Consider the following 24803-nt stretch of genomic DNA (forward strand, 5'->3'; position numbering starts at 1 on the left):
GCGTACCATGAAGTGGAAAAAAATAACGAAGGTGCTTATTGTTTTTGCCGTAATCGCCTCCATTATTGCTATTATTGTTGTACAAAGAAATCAAACCAAGTTAAAGAAAATGGTTGAAGAAACTGAATCCATTATTCCTGTTACCATTATGCCCATAGAAATAACCATATATGAGGAAGTTCTATCCTACATTGGCGCCGTTCAATCCGATGGCATACAATCATTAAGCTTTAAAAGTCCTGGTAAGATAAAGACAATCCATGTTAAAGAAGGTGACCTTATAGAAGCAGGTGAAACATTGATTACGCTTGATACTGTCGATATCACTTATGAGCTTGATGGGGCTAGGCAAGCCATGGAAGGCGCTTATGCTCAGTATCAGCTGGCAAAAAAAGGCCCAACACCTCAAGAGGTTGAACAAGCAGGTCTGGCACTTAAAAAAGCTAAAGAAGTCTATGACTTTAAATTAAATACCTTAGGTGAAATGAAGCTACTTTATGATGAAGGTATTTTATCAAAAAAGGATTATGATCAAGTGGTTCTTGACACAACAATGGCACAAAATGATTATGAGACCGCCAATCAAGCTTATATAACTGTCATGGAAGGAACGGATCCATCACTGTTGGATCTATACTATAGCCGGTACCAACAAGCCAAAATCATGTATGATCAAAAAGCAGCCTTAATTGAAGATGCATCCCTTATATCTTCAATTACCGGTACCGTGGTCAGTCTGCCCTATGAAGTTAACACTTTAGTTCCTGCAGGCCAACCGGTGATTCACATTCGAAAAGATGGAGCCGTCGTAGCCCTTGGGATTACCCAGGAAGACTACGCCAAAATTGAACTAGGCGACAATGTCCGTATTTTAAAAAATACAAAAACAATGGATGGCGTGGTTTCTAGAAAATCCAATATCCCTGATTTGACCACCCACCTCTACCAACTAGAGGTATCACTAAATGAGCAAGATTTTCTTATGGGTGAGATTGTTGAATGTGAGATTATAGTTGGCCAAAAAGAAGGTATATTGATTCCAATAGAATCCGTTATCGTAGATGGAGAGACATACGTTTATATTCAAGTGGTCCATGAGGCACGTCGCAAGAACATCATTATTGAAGAAATACTAGATGATCACATCATGGTATCCGGCTTGGATGTGGGTGATGCATTGATTCTTCAAAATATAAAAAAAATTAAGGATGGAACAATCATTTCAGTTGTAAATGAGGTGAAAGACGATGATTAAATCGGTTATTGTTAATCGTAAAATTTTGCTTCTTTTTATTCTGCTTATCATACTACTTGGCATATACAGCTATTATCATATGCCAAAACAGGCGTCACCAAACGTCACACCCTTTGTTGCAATTATTACAACGATTTATCCCGGTGCTTCTCAAGAAAATGTGGATAACCTTGTTACAAGTAAAATAGAAAAGGAAATCAAAACCATTGAAGGCTATAGTTTCAGTATCTCTTACTCAAACAACAGCGTCTCTACCATTGTCCTCCAAATTGAGTATGGTAAAGATATTGATAAAGTTTGGGCAGATTTAGGTACAAAAATGCAGCAATTACAGTCTGATTTGCCACCTGAATGTCATGATATTCAAGTTGCAACCAATTTAGCTGAGACCACCGGTCTCATTATTGCTTTATCCGGTGGTGATTATACTTATGAGGAACTTGGCGAATACGGTGAACTGATTATAAAGCGCCTAGCAGATATTCAAGGGGTTACACGTTTTGAACTCATGGGTGAGATTGCTCGTGAGGTCCAAGTGACTGTCGATTATAGGCAATTCAACCGTCTTGGTCTGTCTTATCAGGACTTAGTGGAACTTCTTAGAAGTCAAAATCTAGAAATACCCTCCGGCCTTATAGAAAACGAATCCAGTAAAATCGCTCTAAATATAACCGGTTCCTTCGAATCATTGACTGAAATAGAAAATATCGTCATCGGTATGTCGGATGTAGATTACTCTGTTCTTCGTCTTAAAGATATAGCAAGCGTTGATATGGTTGAGCGGGAAAATGAGATTCGCTATAAAGACAATGGCCAAAATGCCATTTTGCTTAGTGGTTACTTTAAACAAGATGAAAATGTATTAATTATTGGTAAAGATGTTCGAGCTACGATTGAAGCCATTAAGAAGGACATGCCTGAGGATTTAATATTTAATGAAGTCATCTTTCAACCGGAGGATGTTAATATATCCTTAAATGAGTTTATGCTGAACCTACTACAAGGTATTATCCTGGTCATACTGGTTGTCTTTATTGGTATGGGCTTTAGAAATGCCATCATCGTATCAACGGCTATCCCACTTGCCATCATTATGACCTTTATTGTTATGCCTATTGTAGACACACCCATTCATCAAGTGTCCATTATTGCTTTAATCGTTGCACTTGGTATGCTTGTTGACAATGCAATCGTTGTAAGTGATTCAATTCAGAATAAATTGGACGAAGGTATGGATAGACTGATGGCCTGTGAAACTGGTGCAAAAGAAGTCCTCATACCCATTTTCACTTCTACCTTAACCACCATTGCAACCCTTTCACCCTTATTATTTTTGAACTCCATTGTAGGTGATTATATACTCGGATTACCTTTGGTGGTGATTATAGCTTTAATATCCTCCTTTATTATTGCGGTATTTGTAACACCGGTACTGGCTTATATGTTTTTTAAGCCCAGCAAAAACAGAAAAGAACATGCCCATTCAAGATTCGGGTATAAGATGTTAGACCGTATGATGCACCATAAAATCTTAAGTGTCCTAAGTGTTATTGCTATCATTGCTCTGCTAGGGAGCACACTGCTCTTCTTGGAAGTTATTTTTTTCCCAAAAGCAGATAAGAATATTATGTATGTAGATATCGTCTCCGAAAAAATTATTGATTTGGAAACAACAGAAACCATTTCCGATCAAGTAGAGGCCCTATTAGCTAATGAAAAAGGGGTTATCTCCTACACCACAGCCATTGGTGGTGGCATACCCAAGTTCTTCACAGCCATGAACATCTATACCCAACTGCCTCAAAACGCCCAGATTATGTTTCGAGTGGACCTTAGTCAAACCCCTTATACCAAAAATACGCCATACGCTGAATACCTTCAATCAAAAATCGATGAACGACTTTTAGGCGGCAAAGCCACAGTTAAAGAGCTAGAAAATGCTTTTCCCAGTGAAGCGCCGATTGCGCTTCGCTTTACCGGCAGTGATTTTGATACAATCTATGATACTGTTTCTGAAGTGAAATCATTACTAGAAAGTATTGAAGGCACCAAAAATGTTCGAACTGACTATGATGGAAAAAAACTAGAATATGAAATCAAATTGAATCAAAATGAACTCTCCTATTTAGGACTATTAAAATACGATGTTCTCAATGAGGTTAGTATCGCCCTAAGGGGACGGGAAGCTTCCACATATAGAAGTGGGGGGAAAGAATACGATATTCGCCTTAGAGGTAATGGTAGACAACTTGGTGATATTGAAAACCTTATGATAAAATCCAGTGTAAGTGGTCATAAATATTTATTAAAAGACATTGGAACTATTGAGTTGGTTGAAAAACAACCCACTATAAAAAAATATAAGGGTGAATATTCCATCTCCTTATATAGCGATATCTATCTAGGTTATCAGAGGGCTCTCATTCTTGAAGACCTATACCTAAAGCTTTCAAATGTAGATTTTAAAAATGTAACTTATAGTTTTGATGGTGAAGCTGAATTGATTAAGGAGAATTTTGGAAGTGCAGGCAGTGCTGCTGTATTTGCAGTTTTTGCCATTTACCTGATTCTATTATTCCAGTTCAAAGATATGCGACAACCCTTTATTGTGCTGATTACCGTACCTTTATCCTCTGCAGGTGCACTTTTCGGACTGTTTCTTATGAATCAGCCCATCTCTTTTACAGGGCTTATTGGTATTATTAGTTTAATCGGTATCGTTGTCAATAACGCTATTGTATTGATTGATTATATTAACATTAAATGTAGAGAAGGAAATAGCATAGAAGAAGCTGCAAAAGAGGCCTCTGGCATTCGTTTACGCCCTATTGTGCTTTCTACTATCACTACCATTTCCGGACTAATACCTTTATTACTGTCCAATAGTGAGTTGTTTAAACCTATGGCAGTAGCACTGGTTTTTGGCCTACTGGTATCCACCCTATTAACACTAATTTTCATACCTCTTATGTATACCATAATAATCCCCGGGCACAGGGTAAAGACTGATAAATAATAATTTACTTATAGGATGCCCATTGTTTTAAATGCAAAAATGAATAAAGTCATGGTAACATTGGACAAAATCGTTGAGGTCATAATAATGTTCGAGGACAAATCCCGATCACCATACATGGCTACCGTCATAATATAAGAAACTGTGGCTGTTGGAACACCAAAAATAATATAAATCAATAAAATATCCTCATTCGAAAAACCAATCATTAACGCCGCAGCAACAGCAAAAGCTGGTATGATCACCAACTTAAACAAGCTGGCCAACAAGGATACTTTTAGGTTTGCTGTCAATTTTTCAAAGCTAAAGGAAGCCCCTATGGTGATTAGGGCAAGAGGGGTGGCCAGCACTTCAAAGTAACCCATAGTCCTTGACGCCACAAGAGGCAAAGTGAGTTCAATTCTAGATGCAAGTATACCTACTAATACCGCAATGATTAAAGGATTTTTTATGATATTTTTTATAACCCCCCATGTATTTTTTGACAAATCCTTATGGCTACAGGTTAGTGTTAAGATGATAACCGCCAAAATATTATAGGTCGGAATAATAAAAGCTATGGCCAAAGGTGCCTTCAAACCAATAGACCCTGTCACATTCTCCATAAGAGATAAGCCAATATATAGGAAATTACCCCTGAAGGAACCATGAAGAAAAGCACCTAGTTTTGCCTTATCTTTGATGAACCCCTGAACCAGAATCCAGACCAAAACAACGCTAAGAACTGTTCCGGTAAGTATAAAGATAATGAATTTAAGGTCTAGATACTGATTCAATGATGTTTTAAACACATCACTAAATAATTTTATGGGTAATGCAACATTGAAGACCAACTTATTGGCCATTTTTACAAAGTTCTCATCAACCAGCTTTCTTTTTTTTAGATAATAGCCTACAATCATAACCATAAAAATAGGTATGGCACTGGTCAAGCTAAAAATAAAATTTTCTAACATATCCTTCTCCTTTATCCTAATGTTTTTATTATATAGGATATGGCACTTAAAGACATGTCTTTTCTGCCTCAAAAATCGTTTATATTATGTACAGCATATACAGGCCATTATTAATTCATAACATATATCTGCTATGCCGGATTATTTTGAGCTTTGTAACTCTTATAGGTCTTATAAGACATCATTCGTTTTTCATTTTCATTATAGATAAACAAGAAAGCCAACTTAAAGCTCTCGATAAAGCGGACGGTCTTGTTGCCTTGAAGTTTGACGTTTGATTTATAACAGGCTTTTAGATTATAGTTTGGTATTCTTGCATTCAAATGATGAATATGGTGATATCCAATATAACCACTAATCCACTCTAAAATTGCAGGCAGCTTGTAATATGAGCTACCTTCCAAAGCAGCATCCACCAAATCCCAGTCTTCTTTGCCTGCCCAGTATACTTCTTCAAATTGATGCTGAACATAAAATAGCCATACCCCTACTGAAGCGGCCATCCCTAAAATTAACAGCTGGTAAGTGATAAAAACTTGCCATCCAAAAAGAAAAGAAAGGGTAAGCGCATAAACAAGAAGAATGCTATTGACTAGAACATAGTTTTTTCTTTCTTTTTTCGTAGCTGTTTTTTTTGGAATTCTTTGTAACACCGTAAAAAGAAATATCGGTGCTATGGTAAAAAGAAAAGCCGGATTTCTAAAGATCCTGTAGATCATTTTATCAAACTTTGATGCAGCTTCATATTCTTTAGAGGTCATGGTCCATATGTCACCAACACCTTTTTCATCTAAGTTACCTACCGTTCCGTGATGAATATTGTGTTCTTTTTTCCATGCTTCATAGGGCGTAAAAACCAGTATACCCAAAAAATTACCTAAGCCTTGATTCCCTTTGCTATTGCCTATATAGGATTGATGGGTGCAATCATGAAAAAAAATAAAGGTTCGAACCATTAGCGCAGAAGCAACGATGCTCATTGGGAATAAGATGATAAATTTTGTACCCTGACTCGCCAGATAGAATATGCTAACTAAAATCAAGATGTAAGGTAAGACGGTATTCAACATCTGTAAAATCACTTTTTTATGGTCTGCTTTCGCATAGTCTTTTAGATAAATATTCCATTCTTTTCTTGACATAATAATCTCCTTTATGGTCATACATTCAATGGTATACATAGTATTATATACTATATATTATTGTATTGCAAACGATTATCAATGTCGAGCTGTTCTTAAGATTCTTTCCCTTTAGAAATAAAAATCTCCCATGATGTGTTATCATCACCGGGAGATTTATTTATTCTTTATACGACCTTCGTTGTCCAGTCTTCAACATTCCAAACGTCTGTTACCCAATCTTGATAAAATTCAGGTTCATGACTCACCAAGATAATAGTGCCTTTAAAATCTATTAAAGCTTGCTTAAGAGAGGCTTTTGCATCCACATCCAAATGGTTGGTTGGCTCATCAAGAACTAACCAGTTCAATTCTTCCAACATAAGCTTACATAACCTTACCTTAGCGTTTTCACCACCGCTTAGCACCATCATTTTACTGGTTATATGCTCTGTGGTTAAACCACATCTGGCTAATGCGGCTCTTACTTCTGCATTGGTCATCGACGGATAGCTTGACCATATTTCCTCAAGAGCGGTGTTATCCGTATCTCTTATGGCCTCTTGTTCAAAATAACCAGCTGACAAATAATCTCCAAGAATCACTTTACCTCCAACAGGCTTTAGTTTGCCCAGTAGCGTTTTTAGTAAAGTGGATTTACCCAGTCCATTGACCCCCTTGATGGCAATCTTCTGTCCTCGTTCTAATTGTATATTTAGAGGAGAAGTTAGGGGCGCATCATAGCCGATTATCAAATCTTGAGCCTCAATAACGAACTTACTTGAAGCTCTAGTGTCCTTGAAACCAAAATTAGGCTTTACTTTTTCTTTAACCAACTCGATCATATCCATTTTATCCAACTTCTTCTGACGGGACTTGGCCATATTGGATGTGGCTACTCTGGCTTTATTTCTTGCAACAAAATCCTCCAATTTTTTGATTTCTTTTTGTTGTTTATCATAGGCCTGTTCAACTTGACGTTTTTTCAAATCATACATACGAATAAAATTCTCATAGTCGCCAACGTATCTTGTCAAATCAGCACCTTCAACGTGGTATATAATGTTAGTAACCGCATTCATAAAAGGCACATCATGAGAAACAAGAATAAATGCGTTCTCGTAGTTGATTAAATAATTTTTTAGCCATTCAATGTGCTCTACATCCAGATAGTTAGTAGGCTCATCCAGTATGAGAATCATAGGTGCTTCAAGCAACAATTTCGTTAATAAGACTTTTGTCCGTTGTCCACCGCTTAATTCGTCTACTAATTTATCAAGTCCTATATTACCAAGGCCCAGGCCGTTGGCTATGGATTCAATCTTAGAGTCTATTATATAGAAGCCATGATGCTCCAAGTCATGTTGGATTTCCGAAACATCTTCCATCATTTCAACCAGTTCATCTTCAGAAGCATCACCCATCTTTTCATAAATAGACAACATTTCCTCTTCCATTTCATACATATGTTTGAAGGCCATACGCAAAACATCTCTAATGGTTTGACCTTTTTCAAGTAGAGTATGCTGATCTAAATAACCGGTTGTAATCCGTTTACACCATTCAATCTTACCTTCATCTGGCATAAGTTTCCCAGTGATGATGTTAAGAAAAGTTGATTTCCCTTCACCGTTGGCACCCACAAGTCCTACATGTTCACCTTTTAAGAGTCTAAATGATGCGTCTTCTAATATTTTTCTGCCACCAAAATCATGGCTGACATTTTCCACTGTTAATATACTCATTGCTTACTCCTATTTCTATTTACAGCATTACATCCTCTTTTGGATGTTTGCGTTTATGCCACATTATTTTTGTAATTACCGCCAAAAAATAGCCGCCGATTGCTACCAGTATAATCGTCGCTCCAGATGGAATATTGACGTAATATGAAAGACTTAACCCCATCAAACTAAAGATGATCCCGAATAAAACGGACAAACCCATCATCCATTTAAGTTGATAGGTGAATAGTTTTGCTATGGTTGGGGGTATGGTTAATAAGGCCAAAGATAATATGACACCTACTACCTTGATTAATATAACAATGCTTAAGGCAATTAATACATATAGTACCGTCTCCAGTAAAATCACCTTAACGCCCATTATTTTAGCATACTCTTCATCAAAAAGATAGAGCTTCCAATAATTAAACAAAGGTAAGATTATAAATAGAATGATTAATGTTAATATAATCATGAGTCGAATATAGGTTTGATTAACAGCTAAAATATCTCCAAAAAGATAAGATGTCATGTCTGGGGGATAACCTGGTGTTAGCGCTACAAAGAAAATACCAAGTGCCATTCCCCCTGACCAAAACATACTCACGATGGTGTCTGCGTTGTTTTTTGTTTTTCTTTGTATGACACCAACACTAACCGAAGTTATGGTGGCAAAAAGTAGCCCACCAATGATCGGTTCAATAGCCAGGAAATAACCCAAGCCAATGCCACCAAAAGAAGCATGAGCAATGCCACCGCTCATGCTGACCAAACGCTTTTCAACAATAATTGTTCCCATGATACCGCAGATTAAGCTGGTTAAGATTGCTGCCATTAATGCGTTTTGCATATAATTGTATTTGAGTATGGCTTCAATCATTTTTTACTCCTTTTCCAATCAGTAATTCCTTTTGTATTTTTTCACCTTCAACAAACCAATCGATAGGGCATGTATCCATGGCTTCCGCCGTTTTACCCTCTTTAGCCTGATCATGAAGATGAACGGTTTTATTGATATAGATAACTCTATCTAGATATGGCCACATAAGCGCTGTATCATGGGTAATCATAATCACCGTCATATTTTTATTTAGTTCTTTCAGCATTCTGTAGATGCTCTCTTTGGTCTTTTCATCTACACTGGCTGTCGGTTCATCCAAAATCAGAATATTCGGATGGTTCATAAGGGCTCTCGCAATAAGCACCCTTTGCATTTGCCCACCGGAAAGCTGACCAATCTGTCGCTTACTTAGATGCTCAATCTTTAAGCGTTTCATCACCATCATAGCATGGTTTTTATCATGCTCATTAAATCGATGTCCGATCTTGATGGTTCTTGGCAGATGCCCCATCAAGATGACTTCTAAGACTGTAATCGGGAATTGACGGTCAAAGGTGGTCATCTGTGGAACATAGCCAATCACATCCTGATGGTCTACAGTTATTGTTCCCACAGCAGGCTCTATAAGACCTAGTATAGCTTTGACCAAGGTTGTCTTGCCACCGCCATTAGGTCCAATAATACCTAAAAACTCATTTTCTTTGATATCAAAAGTAACGTCTTTTAAAGCTGTTACTTGGTCATACCTAACTTCCAAATTATGAATGTGTATGCCTGACATACTGTCACCTCTATTTTAATACTGCTTCAAAAACATCAATAAGACTTTTTAGACTACCTAAATAGTCTTTTGATAATGGCTCAAAAACCATGGTACTACCACCGATTTCATCCGCTAATGTTTTCGCTTGTTGATTGTCAAATTCTTTTTGATACAATACAACTTTAATATCATTTGCTTTAGCAAATTCAATGATTTCACCTAAGCGTCTGGCTGTCGTTGCTTTCCCATCTTCTTCAATGGCAACCATTTCAAGGTCATAGTCATCCGCAAAATAGCCCAGAGATGGGTGCATAATTATAAATTTCTTGTTTGATACTGTTGTCATGAATCCCAGAATCTGCTCATCTAAAGCTGTTAGTTCTTGAATATACGCTTTAGCATTTTCTTCAAAAATCTGAATACTGTCAGAATCAAGGGCTATGAGTTCATCTCTTATGGCTTCTATCATAACTACAACGCGTTTGGGTGACATCCACATATGAGGGTCTCTACCTTCATGACTATGTTCATGGTCCTCTTCGTCCTCGTGTTCATCTTCGTGGTCATGGTCGTGGTCATGGTTTTCTTCATGTATATGATTATCTTCATAATCTTCAAAATACATAGCCGGATAAACCAAATCCACCACTTCATCCAAATGAACCACTTTTAGATTTTCATTTAACGCTGTCATATTAGGCAATATGTTGGCCACTTCCGAACCCATACCAATGCTAAAGTAAACCTGGGATTCAGCAAGTGCATTCATTTCTTTTGGGGAAGGCTGATAATTGCTTTCACTGGAACCTGGTGGTAATAAGACATTGACAGATACAAGGTCACCACCCACTTGCTCAACAAAGTCACCTATGGGTCCTATGGGTACAGATACCTTGATTGGCTCTAAAACAACTGCTACTTCCTCCCTTACTTCTGCTGGTTCATTAGTTTCATTTTTGATATCTGATTCCGTTTCTTTAGGTCCACAGCCAGCAATTAATAAAGTGAATAGACTTAATAGTATAAGTAATTTAATAATTTTCATTTCAACATCCTCCTTGTTGCAAATCATTTGCATTTGTATTTAATGATACCATAGGATAATGAAATGTCAATCCATTATTATAATCTTCTTTTATAATCTTCATATCCAAAATCTTTAAGAACCCTGATACCTTCATCATTGGCCACAGCAATCGACGGTAGATTCACGCCATTAAAAGTATTGTTCTTGACCATGGTGTAATGAGCCATATCTGTAAAGACCAAACGATCTCCGATTTCTAAGGGTTTATCGAAAGCATAATCACCAACAATATCTCCGGCCAAACAGGTTAATCCACCTAAGCGATATGTATAAGGCAATTCACCTGGTTTCTTGGCGCCTATGATTTCCGGACGATAAGGCATCTCGATGACATCCGGCATATGACATGCCGCTGAAGCATCAATAATAGCCAAATCCATCTGATTATTTATAAGGTCCATCACTTCCGTTACTAAAAAACCGGTATTTAAAGCAATGGCTTCTCCTGGCTCAAGATAGACTTGAACATCATAAGCAGACTTAATTCTATTTACAACCTTAATCAAGCGATCTACATCATAATCCGCTCTGGTAATATGATGACCGCCACCAAAATTAATCCATTTCATTTGATGAAAATACTTGCCAAACTTGGCTTCAACCACTTCCATGGTGCGCTCTAAAGTGTCTGAGTTTTGTTCACACATGGTATGAAAATGAAGACCATCGATACCTTCTAATTGATCCGGTTTAAACTGGGATACTGTCACACCTAATCTTGAACCGATATAGCAAGGATCATAGATAGGTGTTTTGATCTCAGAGTATTCAGGATTAATACGAATACCACATTCAATTTTTTTGTGGTTAACAGACATAACTTTATCTTTATAACGACGCCACTGATCAAAGGAATTAAATACAATGTGATCACAAATGGATAGGATTTCATCCATTTCCTTTTCCTTATATGCCGGTGCATAGATATGCACCTCTTTGCCCATTTCTTCATGGCCTAACCGAGCCTCATTTAATGCGCTGGATGTTATACCCGCAAGTACTTTCCCAATCTGTGGGAAAGTTGCATACATAGAAAATCCCTTTAGTGCTAAAAGTATCTTACACCCTGTCTCCTCTTGTACTTTGGCAAGTAGATCCAGATTTTTCTGAAGCAAACGTTCATCTACTACATAACAAGGTGTCGGAACCTGATTAAAATCGATATTTATATGGATGTCTTTGTTTATATCTTTGTTCTCATCCATATTAATCCACCAATGTAGGGTTAAAGTCTTCTACCCATGGAAGATCTTGCTTGTTCAGTTCCTCCATGAACGGATCCGGATCCATTTCTTCGACATTATAGACCCCTGGCTTTTTCCATTTACCTTCAAGCAAAAGCTTTGCTCCAATCATCGCCGGTACCCCAGTTGTATAGGATATGGCTTGTGATCCGACTTCTGCAAAGCAAGCCTCATGATCACATACATTATAAACATAATAGGTCTTAGGTTGACCGTCTTTTATTCCTGTGAAAATACAACCGATATTGGTTTTACCTTTTGTTCGTGGACCTAAGCTGGCAGGATCCGGTAACACGGCCTTTAAAAATTGTAAAGGCTGAATCTCCATGCCTTCATACATAATCGGTTTTATAGACGTCATGCCTACATTTTCAAGAACATTTAAGTGGGTGATATATTTCTCTGAAAAAGTCATGAAAAATCGAATTTTCTTAAGACCTTTAATGTTTTGGGCCAGAGATTCCAACTCTTCATGGTATAGAAGGTACATGTCTTTATCCCCAATTTGAGGAAAGTTATAGACACGTTTGATTTCAAGAGGTTCTGTTTCAACCCATTCCCCTTGTTCCCAATATCTGCCTTTGGCTGTGATTTCTCTAATGTTAATCTCAGGATTAAAATTGGTTGCAAAAGGATAGCCGTGATCACCAGCATTGGCATCCAAAATATCAATGGTGTGAATCTCGTCAAAGTAATGCTTCATAGCGTATGCAGAAAAAACACCGGTAACCCCAGGGTCAAAGCCGCTACCTAATATGGCTGTCAAACCTGCTTTTTCAAATTTTTCTCTATATGCCCATTGCCATTTGTATTCGAATTTGGGGATGTCCAGTGGTTCATAATTGGCGGTATCCAAATAGTGGACGCCTGTTGCAAGACAAGCATCCATGATGGTTAAGTCTTGATAGGGCAAGGCCACGTTAATGACCATGTCCGGTTGATATGCCTTAATAAGCTTAATCAATGCTTCCGTATCGTCTGCATCTATTTGTGCCGTCGTGATTTTTGTTTTACCGCCATCTAGAAGGGCTTTCATCCCGTCACACTTTGATTTTGTACGGCTTGCTATACAAATCTCTTCAAAAACCTCAGGGTTTTGACAGCATTTATGTACAACCACATTGGCAACACCGCCGGCACCAATTATTAGAACTTTTCCCATTTTATTTCCTCCTGTTTCACTTTCAAATTTAGTCAACCCTCTAAGCTTTTATCCTTGGAGGGTTGAGTTAGATTATGGTTATCATTCATTATAAGTCTATCTTTCGTAGTACGTATACCCTCGTAGGCCATTGTCAAAGGAGAGCATGATTTCCTTTCGGTCACTTGGCGTCATTAAACCTTCTCTTATGGCCTCTTCCGCAGTTTCTCTAAAGTTCGCCCGCATTTGCTTTACATCAAACTCCACATAAGATAGTACGTCTTCTACACTATCCCCTTGAATCTCCTTAATCAGTTCAAAGCTACCATCTTTGTTAATACGAACACTAATGACATTGGTGTCTCCGAATAGATTATGTAAGTCCCCTAGTGTTTCTTGATAGGCACCAACTAAGAAAATTCCTAAATAGTATTCATCTTTTTGCAACTCATGAAGGGGTAATGTGGATCTTTCATCATGTAGGTCAATAAATCTGTCAATCTTACCATCACAATCACAGGTGATATCTGCAATAACGGCATTTCGCTTCGGCAATTCAAGCAATCTATGGATGGGCATAACGGGAAATAACTGATCGATGGCCCAACTGTCAGGGATTGACTGAAACACTGAGAAGTTGCAATAATAAATATCTGCTATCGCACTTTCAATGTCTTCAAGTTCCGGTGGTGCGAATTTCAACTTCTTTTTGGCCTTGGCGATTTGATGAATCGTATTCCAAAAAATCTTTTCTGAGAAAGAACGATCCCGCAGACTAATCCTGCCATGTTTAAACATGTCTTTAATCTCATCTCTATAGTAGAGCGCATCGTTATAACATTCTTGAATATTTTTATGATTAATGCTCTTATTCACTTCATATAGATTTCTAATTTGTTCTGGCAAAGATTCGTCCAATTTTTCAGGAATCTCATACTCTTCAAAAACAGCCACATCCAGTACATTAAAAAGTAAAATAGAATAATATGCAACCAATGCACGTCCTGATTCGGTAATGATTATCGGATGGGGTGTATCTCTTTGGTCCATGACACGCATAACCGCTTCTACCACGTCCATACAATATTCATCCACTGTATAATTTCTACTGTTAGTATAATTGGTACTGGAACCGTCATAATCGATGGCCAGCCCGCCACCTAGATCTAGGTAGCCCATGGTAGCGCCTTCATTCACCAATTCAGCATAGACCCTTGCAGCTTCAAGCACAGCATTCCTAATATCTCGAATATTCGGAATCTGGGAACCCAAATGGTAGTGTAACAACTTAAGGCTGTCAAGCATGTCTTTTGCCTTCAGCTCATCCACAATCTCAATGATTTGAGACATATTGAGCCCAAAAATACTACGGTCGCCACCGGAATCTGTCCAGTGTCCACCTGCTTTTGCCGATAGCTTAATTCGAACCCCAATATTGGGTTTAATGTTTAGAATCTTTGATCTTTCTAAAATAATATCCAGTTCATTGGGCATCTCTATAACAAAAAAACAATTGAAGCCCATTTTAGTCGCGTAAAGACCTAAATCGATAAATTCTTCATCTTTATAGCCATTGCAAATAAGGCAAGATTCTTTATCCTTAATATGAGACAAAGCCGCGATGAGTTCCGGTTTACTACCCACTTCAAGGCCATGATGATATTTCTGCCCAAACTTAGTAACTTCTTCAACCACCTGTTGTTGTTGATTCACTTTTATAGGATAGACGCCTCTATAAACACCTTTATAATCTAAAGACTTCATCGCTTTTGCAAAAGATTCATTTAAGTATGTAATTTGTGAGTCTAATAAATTTTCAAACCTTAATAAGACCGGCATGTCCAGACCTCGATCCTTAACACCGGATACGATGTCCATGAGACTTACGGCTGACTTTTTATCACTATAGGGATTAACGAGAACTTCTCCTTCATCTGAAATGGAAAAATAAGTACTACCCCAATTCTTTATACCGTATAGTTCTTCAGATTTTTCTTTGGTCCAACGACCAAGTAATTCTGCTTTATTCATAATCACTTTCCTTCCATTCAATATTGCCCATAACGAACCAATCCTTTTATCTTTAAAACATCAAAGGACTATGACAAAAATATCATGTCAAAGAGCGATTGTCAACATTTCATTTTTTTATCACTTCCCATAATTTGTGGATGAATCATTGCATCTTCTGCTTCATAAGTATCTCCTTTTGATGCATATCATTAAGAGGCTTCCTATTCACTACAAGGCTATTCGTAGCTTATCTTCTTAAGACATAAAGCGTGAGCCATAGCTTTATGGCCTACGTCTTTATTATCTCTGGTTTTAAACCCTCGGTGAATAGAATCTACCTTTCGTTCAAGAAAACCAATCTGAATCAAAGTACCTACAATGTACCGTTCCATATTCAGCAAATATCCATTTGCAGTCATGGTGATGATCACTTCAACGTCCGTTTCCTCTATGTCCATAGATTGAATTTCTTTGATGGTACTTCCTGACTTACTTTTGGTTGCATATGCTGCAAAGTCATGACTTCCCAAGAAAACCTTAGCGCCTTCTCGCATCATTGTCACGTCTAATGGCTTATCCATTACATTGACAAGTTGTCTTTCAAAAAGTGGTCGCCTAGGTGCATTCTTTTTCCACAATCTATAAGTATAGGTAATCTGCCTTGCAAGGTATCGACTATGAAATCGTTCATCCACTTTCTCAACTGAAAGTGTGATGATATCATCCGGTAGATAGGTTTCAAAGTACTCGTAAATACCCTTTTCATCCATGCCTATATCCGGGGCATGAAAGTTAACTACCTGGTAATGTGCGCTGACCCCTGCATCCGTGTTAACGGCACTAATAACCTCAATGTCTTTTTCATATAGCTTATAGAGAATTGCTTCTAGCTTACCTTGGATACTTTGCTCGCTGTTTGTTTTGGTTTTTCGATAGCCTTTATATCTTCTACCGTCATAAGCAATGATTATTTTATAATTTTGCATGGTATCCTTTCCGGATCTTTGATTATTAGTTTACTCTATCAAGGTCATACTTGAAAATTCTTAATGTTGTTATCCATCTTTTCTATGACCTGTGACAATTTCATGGCCATTTCAGATAAATGCTCTGCCGAAGCCGTTTGTTCTTCACCTGTACTTAGGACTTCTTCAATGGCAGCAGCGGATTGTTGTGCTACGGCTGCTATACTATTAATCGACTCTGTAGCCTTTTGTTCTATTTCTTCTAAGCCAAAGAGTAGAATATATACATTGTCCACTTCATGAATAATGCTATCCATGTCTTTAACAATATCTGCAAATGTGGTGCCTGTATTCTTGGCAGCTTCTTCTTGTCTTTGATAAATAGCTTCTCCACTTTCAATCATATTGCTTGTTTTTTGCGTTGCTGTGTTTATATTTGTGACGATGGCACTAATGCTTTTTGCGGCTTCACTGGATTGATTGGCAAGTTTTCTAACTTCGTCGGCTACAACAGCGAATCCTTTACCTGCGTCCCCTGCTCGTGCCGCTTCTATAGCTGCATTAAGAGCCAACAGGTTGGTTTGAGAACTGATGGCATTAATCATATCAATGATGCCCAAGATTTCTTTGAACTGTGTGGTCAGTTGATTCATGTCCCGTTTAATATCATTAAATAATACAATGGTCTCTGTTGTTGTTGCATTCAAATCGTCAATTGTGGAGGACGCTTCTACACTTGTTTTTTTTGTTCTGGTTGTTACCCTAACCACTTCATTGAAGCTTTCTTCTGTCTTATTCATTTCTGTAACCAATTCTTTGATTACCTCTGCCGCTCTTTCTGAATCATGAGCCTGTTCTGTAGCCCCTTCTGATAATGACTCAACTGCTTCTATGACTTCTTTAGATGCCAAAGCAGAATGAGATGCTATGCTTTTTAATTCTTCAGAATCTGTGGCAACTTCACTGGTAATCTCACCTGTCTCTTTAATAATCTGTGCCATATTTTCCGTCATGGCATTAAAACTCTCAGAGAGTTGACCTATTTCATACTTGCCTTTGATCACACTGCGTACGGTCAAATCACCTAACTCTACTGCTTTCATTTTTCTACGTATGTAATCAATTGGCTTTGCAATATTAAATGCCAACAATAGTCCTATAACAATCGCCAAGACAAAAGAGAATATAACAATAAGGGTTGCCAAAGATTTCATATTGTTGATGCCACCATAAATGGTAGCTGTTGGGATTTCAGCTACATACATCCAACCATTTGCCAATTCTTTGAAAACCACCATGGTTTCCGTGTTCACTTGACGATTAGTAACAAATGAACCATTTGCAATAGATGCCCCATTATCACTACTTTCAACACTTTGGATTGCCTTACCTATAAGCTCATCAGATATACCAATCATACTACCCACTTCGGTCGTCTCATCTGAAGAAACAACCACTTGCCCGTTCATGTCAACGATTGACATTTTTGTCCCTTCTCCTAGCTTTTCGGGGTCCAAAATACTGGTTAAATAAGTGGGTTCAATCGTCAACATCATAACAGCTGGCTTTGTCATATCATATACATTGCCCACGGTCTTATACAAAAAGATATCTGATGTACCATACATACCATAAGTCCAATACGGTTGTGAGCCTGATTCTAATACTTGAGCTCTTAATTCACTGGCCATAAAGTTTTCTATAAACGAAGCATCACTTAAATAGTCAATATTGGCATAATCTATTATTTCATTTTCCTTTATAAAGGCTACAGTTTTTAGCTCCGGTTTGGTTACATTGAGTGAAACATAAAGTGCCCTTATATTATCCCTTCGTTCTTGAATGAAGGTAAATGTATTATCATAGTCTTCAGGTGATCGACTAACCAATTGGGTGATTTTAACATTATATAAAAAAAGCTTAGAATCCGAGTCAATGGCGTCTAGTTTAAGATTGGCCTGCTCTGTAACTTGATCTGCTAACGCAAGATTCGCTTTTTGTACCTCTTCTAATATTGAGTCCTTCCCATTGGTAAAGAGCATCATAGCAACTATGGCTATGGGAATGATTGAAATTAGAACGTGGGATAACGTAAGCTTAAGCTTAATGGACATACTTTCGTTCATCCTTTTTTCTTGATTGACAGCAGCCATCTTGACTTGCTTCGTGAACATTTTTTTCTCCGTTTTCATATGCGCACCTTTAATCCTTTTTTATTTTAGTTGTAGTTTCTATCATTCATACTCTATGAATGAACCGAATCACCCTATGTTATAATTGTACCTAATTCATTTTGAGCGTAAACACCTACCTTTTCTTTGGTTTTTCTTCCTTGTTTTTAATATAATAATTGATGCCATATAGGCTATTAGGATTCTTACGTTTTAGCACATCAAATTGCTCAAGACTTAAAATCAATGGTGATAGCTTTGAATGACCATAGTTTCTTGTATCAAAATCCGGGTACCTTTTATTCAATCTTGTACCAACCTCACCAAGATTAACCCAACCTTCTTCGTCCGAAGCCTCAGTAATTATAGTTTTTATAGACTGAATTAATGCTTGCTTACTGGTGATGCCTTCTTTTCTTGCTTCTTCTTTCGCCGGTGCCTTATCTGACTTCGCTTCGCCGCTTGGTGGTGCTGCCAGTACTTCAAGATACTTGAATATCTCACATGCCGAAATAAATGGTGTCGGTGTTTTTTTCTCACCCATACCGACCACATACATGCCCGCCTCCCTAAGTCTGGCTGCTAATCTTGTAAAATCACTGTCACTGGATACTATGCAAAAACCATCTACATGACTTGAATATAAAATATCCATAGCATCAATAATCAAAGCCGCATCCGTTGCATTTTTTCCGGTGGTATAGCTATATTGCTGAATGGGAGAAATAGAATAATTGAGTAACACATTCTTCCATGAAGCAAGATTAGGTTTTGTAAAGTCCCCATATATTCTCTTATAGGTTGGGGTTCCATGATTAGATATCTCATCCATAATGTATTTAATGTATCTTTCCGAAACATTATCTGCATCAATTAAAACTGCAATCTTTTTATCTTTTTCATCCATCTACTTGGAACCTCACTCTTCTAATCCATCTCTAATTGCTTGTATCTGCTACATCTTCATCATCTATGGCAATACTATATGCACCGAAAATCCAACCGAAAATATCCCGATCTGTTTTAATCATGTACCATACTTGGTCATCAGCATCTACTGCCTCATCCAAGACCTCAAAAACATCATCTTCCTTGACCTTATCAACAATGGCACTATTAATTGAAGCCTCTTCGCGTACATTGAGAACATCCGCAATAATCTGAACATGTAAAGCATCTCTTTCTTCCGGCTCCGGTATCGGCTCCACTTCTTCAGATGTTGTATCCACTACCGGAATATCTATAGATTCAGTTGATTCTTCACTAGGCTCTAGTCCCTCTATGGGTCTACAGCCTGTTAATAATATAAAAACCAGTATAATTAAAAAGCTTTTTAACCTATTTTGTTTATTCATAAGTATTCTCCAAATAGAAATTGCAACCAAACCTTATTATAACGTATAAATGTCTTCTTATAAACCCTATTGTGATTAATATCCATATAACAGGGGTTGTCCCTTAAGATCGATCTAAAAGTAGCATACCACACTTTTTACAATTTGGCGTTTCGAATACATCAATTTTATAAATTGGATTCTCTGTGCCACACATGGTGCAGGTAATCATCTTTATCGGTTGGGTGTGTTCAGATTCTGTATGCTCCATATGAAGTTTTTTCTCAAGTTCTTCAACAGACACAATGGTGTCAATATGAACTTTTTCAATGGTCAAATCCGGCGGGGTATTTAGTTGATCTTCAGATCTTGCTTTTTTACTACCTGTATTTGACACCTCGTTTTTTTGCTCATTCAGAAAATCTACAGGTGCATCCAGACGCACATCTACATGGTTTCCTGTGTCGCCTGCAAAAGTTTTCTTTTCCGGCATAACAAGACCATCTTGTCGAGGTTTCGGAACGAATTTTCTTTCTTCTTTGAAATCTTTTGAAAACCCAAGATCTTTATTGTTTTGAGATTGTAGAATCATGTAAATTACCTTGGCTATGATTGCAATGAATCCAAGGGGCGGAAATATGAAAAATAGTAAAATAACAACAACCCAAGACTTATCTATTGATATATTTTGTCGCATAATCATCCATCTCCTTTTTACTCTTTTAACACCTCAACAATATTTCTTAAATGCTTCATATGTGTTTTCATCCTGGCAAACCATCAGGATTTTTTCCAGATGCTCATGGTCACTGCAAAAGGCTTTTATTGTTCTAATAGCTATCTTAGCGGCTTCCTCAATGGGATAACCATATGCGCCTGTACTAATGGATTGAAGTGCAATTGATTTTATTGGATGATGTTCAAAGTAATCCATCAGTTCAGATTTTGTGTCTTGTGTATATGATATTTTTGCGGAAGCTTCCAAATGGCCAATATATTTGTCCAGTACATCCAAACATTGTTTCATATAGTGCTTTTTGTAATTGACTGTCAACATCAGCGCAGCTTGATATGTATCAGCCAGAAGATCATCTTCAAAATACATGCCACCCGCATATCTTGGGCCAACGGCATGAATAATCCATCCAATCCCCTTAGCTTCAAGATCATAAGACATGGTCATTTTGGCTTTGCCCGTTGAACAACCTCCCAGTTCACCACATTCTTTTTCTAGATTTTCGCCTGCATATTTATTAATGAAGTCATTTAGACCCCCTTTATAATCTAAATTCTGATTGGTTAGGTTCAAAATAGCATCTACTTTTTGTTCTAACAACTCTCCCTTAATCAGTTCAAACTTAATCATATCCATCTCCTATACAAGACATTATTGGTCCCCTCTTTATTGACCGGCAACGGTCTCTAATTCTCTTAGAAACGTATTGACACCGAGATGCCAGTTGGTATCTTCGGCATACTTTCTGTTGATCCATTTGACTGGGTCTTCATCATGCGGTCGATCCTCACTTAAAGTTAAGATTGTTCTTGAAGCAATTCGTGTTGCCTCATCAAAATCTGTATTATAAATCTGCCAACTTACGTAAACATTATACGGATTATTAATCATTTGCTCCGCAAAATCATGATCCTTCTGAACAAAATTCTGTTCCTGACCTGTAATGGCCACCAAGAGTAACGGATTAACACCATATAACTCAGATACATCGATAAGATTTTCCAAATATATATCTTCACTAATTTTAGCATTACGTGCTTCAAGCCATTTTTTAAGCGCCATTTTATCTATTTTTTTATACTGGATGCTTGCATCTAAATGGCTGGCGTCAATATGAATATTATCCCTTTCCTCATGCTTTCCTTCTTCTATAGGCTCTCCTATTATAACTGGGTTTGTCATATACAAATCGTTTTGAACAGCGGTGCTCTCTTCTTTTGTATTAAGCTTTTCAATTAATGCAAAGGCTACCATCATCAATACAACAACACTTACAATAATTATAGCAAATTGCTTAATGTCCTTTTTATAATCACCGTGATTCAAATAGTTTTTTAATCTCCCAAACCAAGTCAACGCTTCTTCTAAGTCATTTTGAGCAGATCTTAGAATCAAAGGTTCAATCGTTCTTTCTCGTTCCACCACTCTAACTGGTCGAGGATCTTTAACTTCTTCAACGGGCATAGACAGGTCTAATTGAAGGTCCTCTTCTATATTGCTTGCATCTTCAAAGTCATTTTGCGTTGATATTTCTACTATCTGATCAATTGAACCCTCATAGTTGGTATTAAAGAATCTATCATCTAATGTTTTAGGGTCAAGTAGTAGATATTCCGAATCTACATATGTCGCATTGGCAGTAAAAGCAGCTTCCAATTGATTAAGCAAAGCTTGACTTTCTTGGTCAACTTCTTCTATTGGATTTTCCAGATGCAGTTCTTCTTTTACAACCTGTGTTATTTTTAGTAAGGTTTGTTGATTAACCGGTATGGACTGTTGATGGTTAATCCAACTGGTCAAGTGTTCTATAAAAGCTTCTTCATCCAATCCCAGACCCACACATGTTTTCATAATATCATAAGCACAGATTGCAAAAACATCTTTTTGCGAAATCTCAGAAAATAGTGCTTCTTTTATTCGCTTCTGATCATCTCTTCTAAATTCTCGTATGTGATCATTAATGATTTTATGGATGGCATCGGCAAAAACCCTGACTCTATAAGCACTTGTTGAATCAGGGTATTTTTTTTCAATATACTGTTTGAGTAAATCTACAGATTTTTGATAGATGATTTCTTTTTTCTTAAGGTTGTTGATGATTTCTACCATAGCCATATTCACTCAATTCTATGATTAAGGCTTCAAAATCATATGGTTTAACTTTCACCTACATCTGTATGTGAATATAGATAAACTTAGTTTTGACCCTCTAACCATTCTATTAAAAAAACATTTCAAGCCAATACTATTGATAAACGCTCTTAAACTGTTACGACTGCATCTGATACACCGATTATGTCCATCAACTGAGCAACGCCTTCGTCCATTTTTTTGTAATCTGATTCAAGAGCCGCTCCTTTGAATTCAACCGGATCAACAAACGTCCACTGCATTCCTTTATGTTTCATAATCTCATCCAGTTCTTTTTGTGCACCGCCAGACCAACCATAGGAACCAATTCTAAGTGCTTTACGATTATGAACCTTCTTGTTACCAAGTTCTTCAAGAACCGCCGCCATAGGTGGAAACATCTTGTATTCATAGGTAGGCATTGCAAGAATTATTGCAGGAGAATTCCATACAGACGCCAAAATGGTTCCCCATGATGTCTCAGGTACTCTATGAACGTTCACCTTAACATCATATTGTTTCAATTTTTCAATCACATGCATGGTTGCTTTTTCCGTCATACCATACATGGAACCGTACAGTACTGTCACTTCATGTAAATCAGGTTCCTTCTGGTATGCAACGTACCGCTTATAATCCTCTATGATTTTACTGGGATTCTTTCGCCATACTAAGCCATGTCCGGGGGCGACGACTTTAATCTCTATATCTTTTAACTTATCTAAGGCTTTTTTCGTAAAATCAGAGAAGGTCGCTACGATATTCGAATAGTATCTAACACCCTCTTCTTCAAATATAACCAATTCTTCTTCTGTTAAATCTTCATCAAAATGCTTACCTTCAATGTGACCATAGGTTCCAAAAACGTCACATGAAAACAATGTACTGGTGCTTGTATCATAGGTCACCATAGCATCCGGCCAATGTACGTTAGGTACGGTTGCAAATGATAGAACACGCCCATTCCCAAGGTCTAGTGTATCCCCATCCTTAACCACACGAATATTATCTACACGACCATAAAATGCTTCAAGCAGCTGTTCCGCAGGTTTGGTACAGATTATGCTTAGATTCGCATTAATACTTCTTAAATCTTCAAGCCATCCTGAGTGGTCCGGCTCCATATGGTTAATAATTAAATAATCTACATCGTCTATTTTCATGTCCATCTGGTCTAACATCTCAAAAAGATGTTCCGGAACGCCATCCCAGCCACAAACACCATCTACTAAGGCTATTTTCTCACCTTTGACAATATAGGAGTTAACAGAAACCCCTCTTGGAATTTCCCAAATCCCTTCAAATAATATATTATCTAAAGAAACACTTAGTTTATATATATCTTCACTTAATTTTGATATGTTCATATTAACACCTCTTTCGTTTATACGATATAAGTTTTCACTCGTGTTAATTATACATGATTTTGTTCTATAAATCATCAATAAATTCCAATAACCTTATAATCTTCTTCTTTTTAATCCTATAATGGATATATAAGCAAAAGGTATTGCGCAATGCGCAATACCTTTTGCTTATATATCCATTATATCCGGATAATTAGAGAAAATTCCATCTACACCTAAACTTTTAAATTTTTCAGCTGTTGCTCTATCATTTATAGTATAAGAAAGTACCTTTAAACCTTTCTTATGCACTTCTTTAATAAATTCTTCATTCACAAAAGCTGCATTTTGATTAATACTATAGCTTTTTATACCATGAAGTGTTGCATAGCCAATCGGGTCAATCATATTACATGATATTAACATACCGACCTGAACTTTTTTGATTTCAAGAAGATTTTTTAAACATCTATGATCAAAAGATGAAAAGACTGTATTCTCTAAACGGTTCTTTTTCATTATGATTTCCAGAACTTTTTTCTCAACTTCCCTTTGATCAAAGGCAACTTTTTTAATCTCAACATTAAGAACAACTTCTGGGTGTACTAGGTCTAATAACGCTTCAAATAGAGGTACTTTCTCACCTATAAAGGCATCTCCAAACCAACTCCCTGCATCCAAATCTCTAATTTCATCTGCTGTTTTCTCCATGACAAAACCAGTTCCTGTTGTTGTTCTATCTAATGTGTAGTCATGTATGACAACTATTTCTTCATCTTTTGTCATCTGTACATCAAACTCTATAGCCTTAGCTCCCATGTCGATTGCCTTTTTAAAAGCAATAAGTGTGTTTTCCGGCGCATAGCCTGAAGCGCCTCTATGTGCAATTATTTCCATTTTATAACCTTCTTTCTCTAATTGGTTAAAGTGTCAAAACTATATGGTTTTAATATTTTAACC

General features: G+C 37.2%; 20 protein-coding genes. 2 read left to right on the forward strand and 18 right to left on the reverse strand.

Features of this window, described 5'->3' with window-relative positions; genetic code table 11:
• The first annotated feature begins 7 nt into the window (after positions 1-7).
• Together P0N36_RS04695 and P0N36_RS04700 are read left to right on the forward strand one after the other, a co-directional pair.
• Positions 8-1255 (forward strand): efflux RND transporter periplasmic adaptor subunit, encoded by a 1248-nt coding sequence (locus tag P0N36_RS04695; protein ID WP_275841677.1) that lies wholly within the window; start codon positions 8-10, stop codon positions 1253-1255.
• The gene (locus tag P0N36_RS04700) at positions 1248-4271 is read left to right on the forward strand and encodes an efflux RND transporter permease subunit (protein ID WP_275841678.1); all 3024 of its coding nucleotides are present in this window, start codon (positions 1248-1250) and stop codon (positions 4269-4271) included. The genes P0N36_RS04695 and P0N36_RS04700 overlap by 8 nt, the downstream gene beginning before the upstream one ends.
• 8 nt (positions 4272-4279) lie before the next feature.
• Here the strand turns inward: P0N36_RS04700 and P0N36_RS04705 are convergent, their stop codons facing one another.
• The 18 genes from P0N36_RS04705 to P0N36_RS04790 form a co-directional block, all read right to left on the reverse strand.
• Positions 4280-5227: an AEC family transporter gene (locus P0N36_RS04705; RefSeq protein ID WP_275841679.1), complete on the reverse strand. Its 948-nt coding sequence runs from the start codon at positions 5225-5227 to the stop codon at positions 4280-4282.
• Between the two features lie 131 nt (positions 5228-5358).
• Complete coding sequence (locus tag P0N36_RS04710) at positions 5359-6369, reverse strand: fatty acid desaturase (RefSeq protein WP_275841680.1); 1011 nt, start codon at positions 6367-6369, stop codon at positions 5359-5361.
• A gap of 167 nt (positions 6370-6536) precedes the next feature.
• Complete coding sequence (locus P0N36_RS04715; RefSeq protein ID WP_275841681.1) at positions 6537-8093, reverse strand: ABC-F family ATP-binding cassette domain-containing protein; 1557 nt, start codon at positions 8091-8093, stop codon at positions 6537-6539.
• 19 nt (positions 8094-8112) lie between these two features.
• Positions 8113-8952 (reverse strand): metal ABC transporter permease, encoded by an 840-nt coding sequence (locus P0N36_RS04720; protein WP_275841682.1) that lies wholly within the window; start codon positions 8950-8952, stop codon positions 8113-8115.
• Positions 8945-9694: a metal ABC transporter ATP-binding protein gene (locus P0N36_RS04725; protein ID WP_275841683.1), complete on the reverse strand. Its 750-nt coding sequence runs from the start codon at positions 9692-9694 to the stop codon at positions 8945-8947. The genes P0N36_RS04720 and P0N36_RS04725 overlap by 8 nt, the downstream gene beginning before the upstream one ends.
• Before the next feature lie 10 nt (positions 9695-9704).
• Complete coding sequence (locus P0N36_RS04730; protein WP_275841684.1) at positions 9705-10721, reverse strand: metal ABC transporter solute-binding protein, Zn/Mn family; 1017 nt, start codon at positions 10719-10721, stop codon at positions 9705-9707.
• Between the two features lie 77 nt (positions 10722-10798).
• Complete coding sequence (nspC, locus tag P0N36_RS04735) at positions 10799-11968, reverse strand: carboxynorspermidine decarboxylase (RefSeq protein ID WP_275841685.1); 1170 nt, start codon at positions 11966-11968, stop codon at positions 10799-10801.
• A gap of 1 nt (position 11969) precedes the next feature.
• Positions 11970-13169, reverse strand: a complete 1200-nt coding sequence (locus tag P0N36_RS04740; protein WP_275841686.1) for a saccharopine dehydrogenase family protein — start codon at positions 13167-13169, stop codon at positions 11970-11972.
• A 96-nt stretch (positions 13170-13265) separates the two neighbouring features.
• Positions 13266-15179 carry a biosynthetic arginine decarboxylase gene (gene speA / locus P0N36_RS04745; protein ID WP_275841687.1) on the reverse strand — a complete coding sequence of 638 codons (1914 nt, stop codon included), beginning with the start codon at positions 15177-15179 and terminating at the stop codon, positions 13266-13268.
• A gap of 218 nt (positions 15180-15397) precedes the next feature.
• A complete protein-coding gene (locus P0N36_RS04750) occupies positions 15398-16147 on the reverse strand; it encodes a tRNA pseudouridine synthase A (RefSeq protein WP_275841688.1) in 750 nt (249 codons plus the stop codon).
• Between the two features lie 44 nt (positions 16148-16191).
• Positions 16192-18318: a methyl-accepting chemotaxis protein gene (locus P0N36_RS04755; RefSeq protein WP_275841689.1), complete on the reverse strand. Its 2127-nt coding sequence runs from the start codon at positions 18316-18318 to the stop codon at positions 16192-16194.
• A 115-nt stretch (positions 18319-18433) separates the two neighbouring features.
• Positions 18434-19204, reverse strand: a complete 771-nt coding sequence (locus tag P0N36_RS04760; RefSeq protein ID WP_275841690.1) for an NYN domain-containing protein — start codon at positions 19202-19204, stop codon at positions 18434-18436.
• 31 nt (positions 19205-19235) lie between these two features.
• Positions 19236-19652, reverse strand: coding sequence for an SH3 domain-containing protein (locus P0N36_RS04765; protein WP_275841691.1), 417 nt, complete (start codon positions 19650-19652; stop codon positions 19236-19238).
• 103 nt (positions 19653-19755) lie between these two features.
• Entirely contained in the window at positions 19756-20328 is a 573-nt protein-coding gene (locus tag P0N36_RS04770; RefSeq protein ID WP_275841692.1) for a hypothetical protein, read from the reverse strand.
• A gap of 33 nt (positions 20329-20361) precedes the next feature.
• Positions 20362-20997 (reverse strand): macro domain-containing protein, encoded by a 636-nt coding sequence (locus P0N36_RS04775; RefSeq protein ID WP_275841693.1) that lies wholly within the window; start codon positions 20995-20997, stop codon positions 20362-20364.
• A 36-nt stretch (positions 20998-21033) separates the two neighbouring features.
• Positions 21034-22482, reverse strand: coding sequence for a hypothetical protein (locus P0N36_RS04780; RefSeq protein ID WP_275841694.1), 1449 nt, complete (start codon positions 22480-22482; stop codon positions 21034-21036).
• A gap of 146 nt (positions 22483-22628) precedes the next feature.
• A complete protein-coding gene (locus P0N36_RS04785; protein ID WP_275841695.1) occupies positions 22629-23864 on the reverse strand; it encodes an FprA family A-type flavoprotein in 1236 nt (411 codons plus the stop codon).
• A gap of 168 nt (positions 23865-24032) precedes the next feature.
• The gene (locus tag P0N36_RS04790) at positions 24033-24740 is read right to left on the reverse strand and encodes a glycerophosphodiester phosphodiesterase (RefSeq protein ID WP_275841696.1); all 708 of its coding nucleotides are present in this window, start codon (positions 24738-24740) and stop codon (positions 24033-24035) included.
• Positions 24741-24803: the final 63 nt, after the last annotated feature.

This window comes from Petrocella sp. FN5, from assembly GCF_029210395.1.
In the GTDB taxonomy this organism is placed as follows: domain Bacteria; phylum Bacillota; class Clostridia; order Lachnospirales; family Vallitaleaceae; genus Petrocella.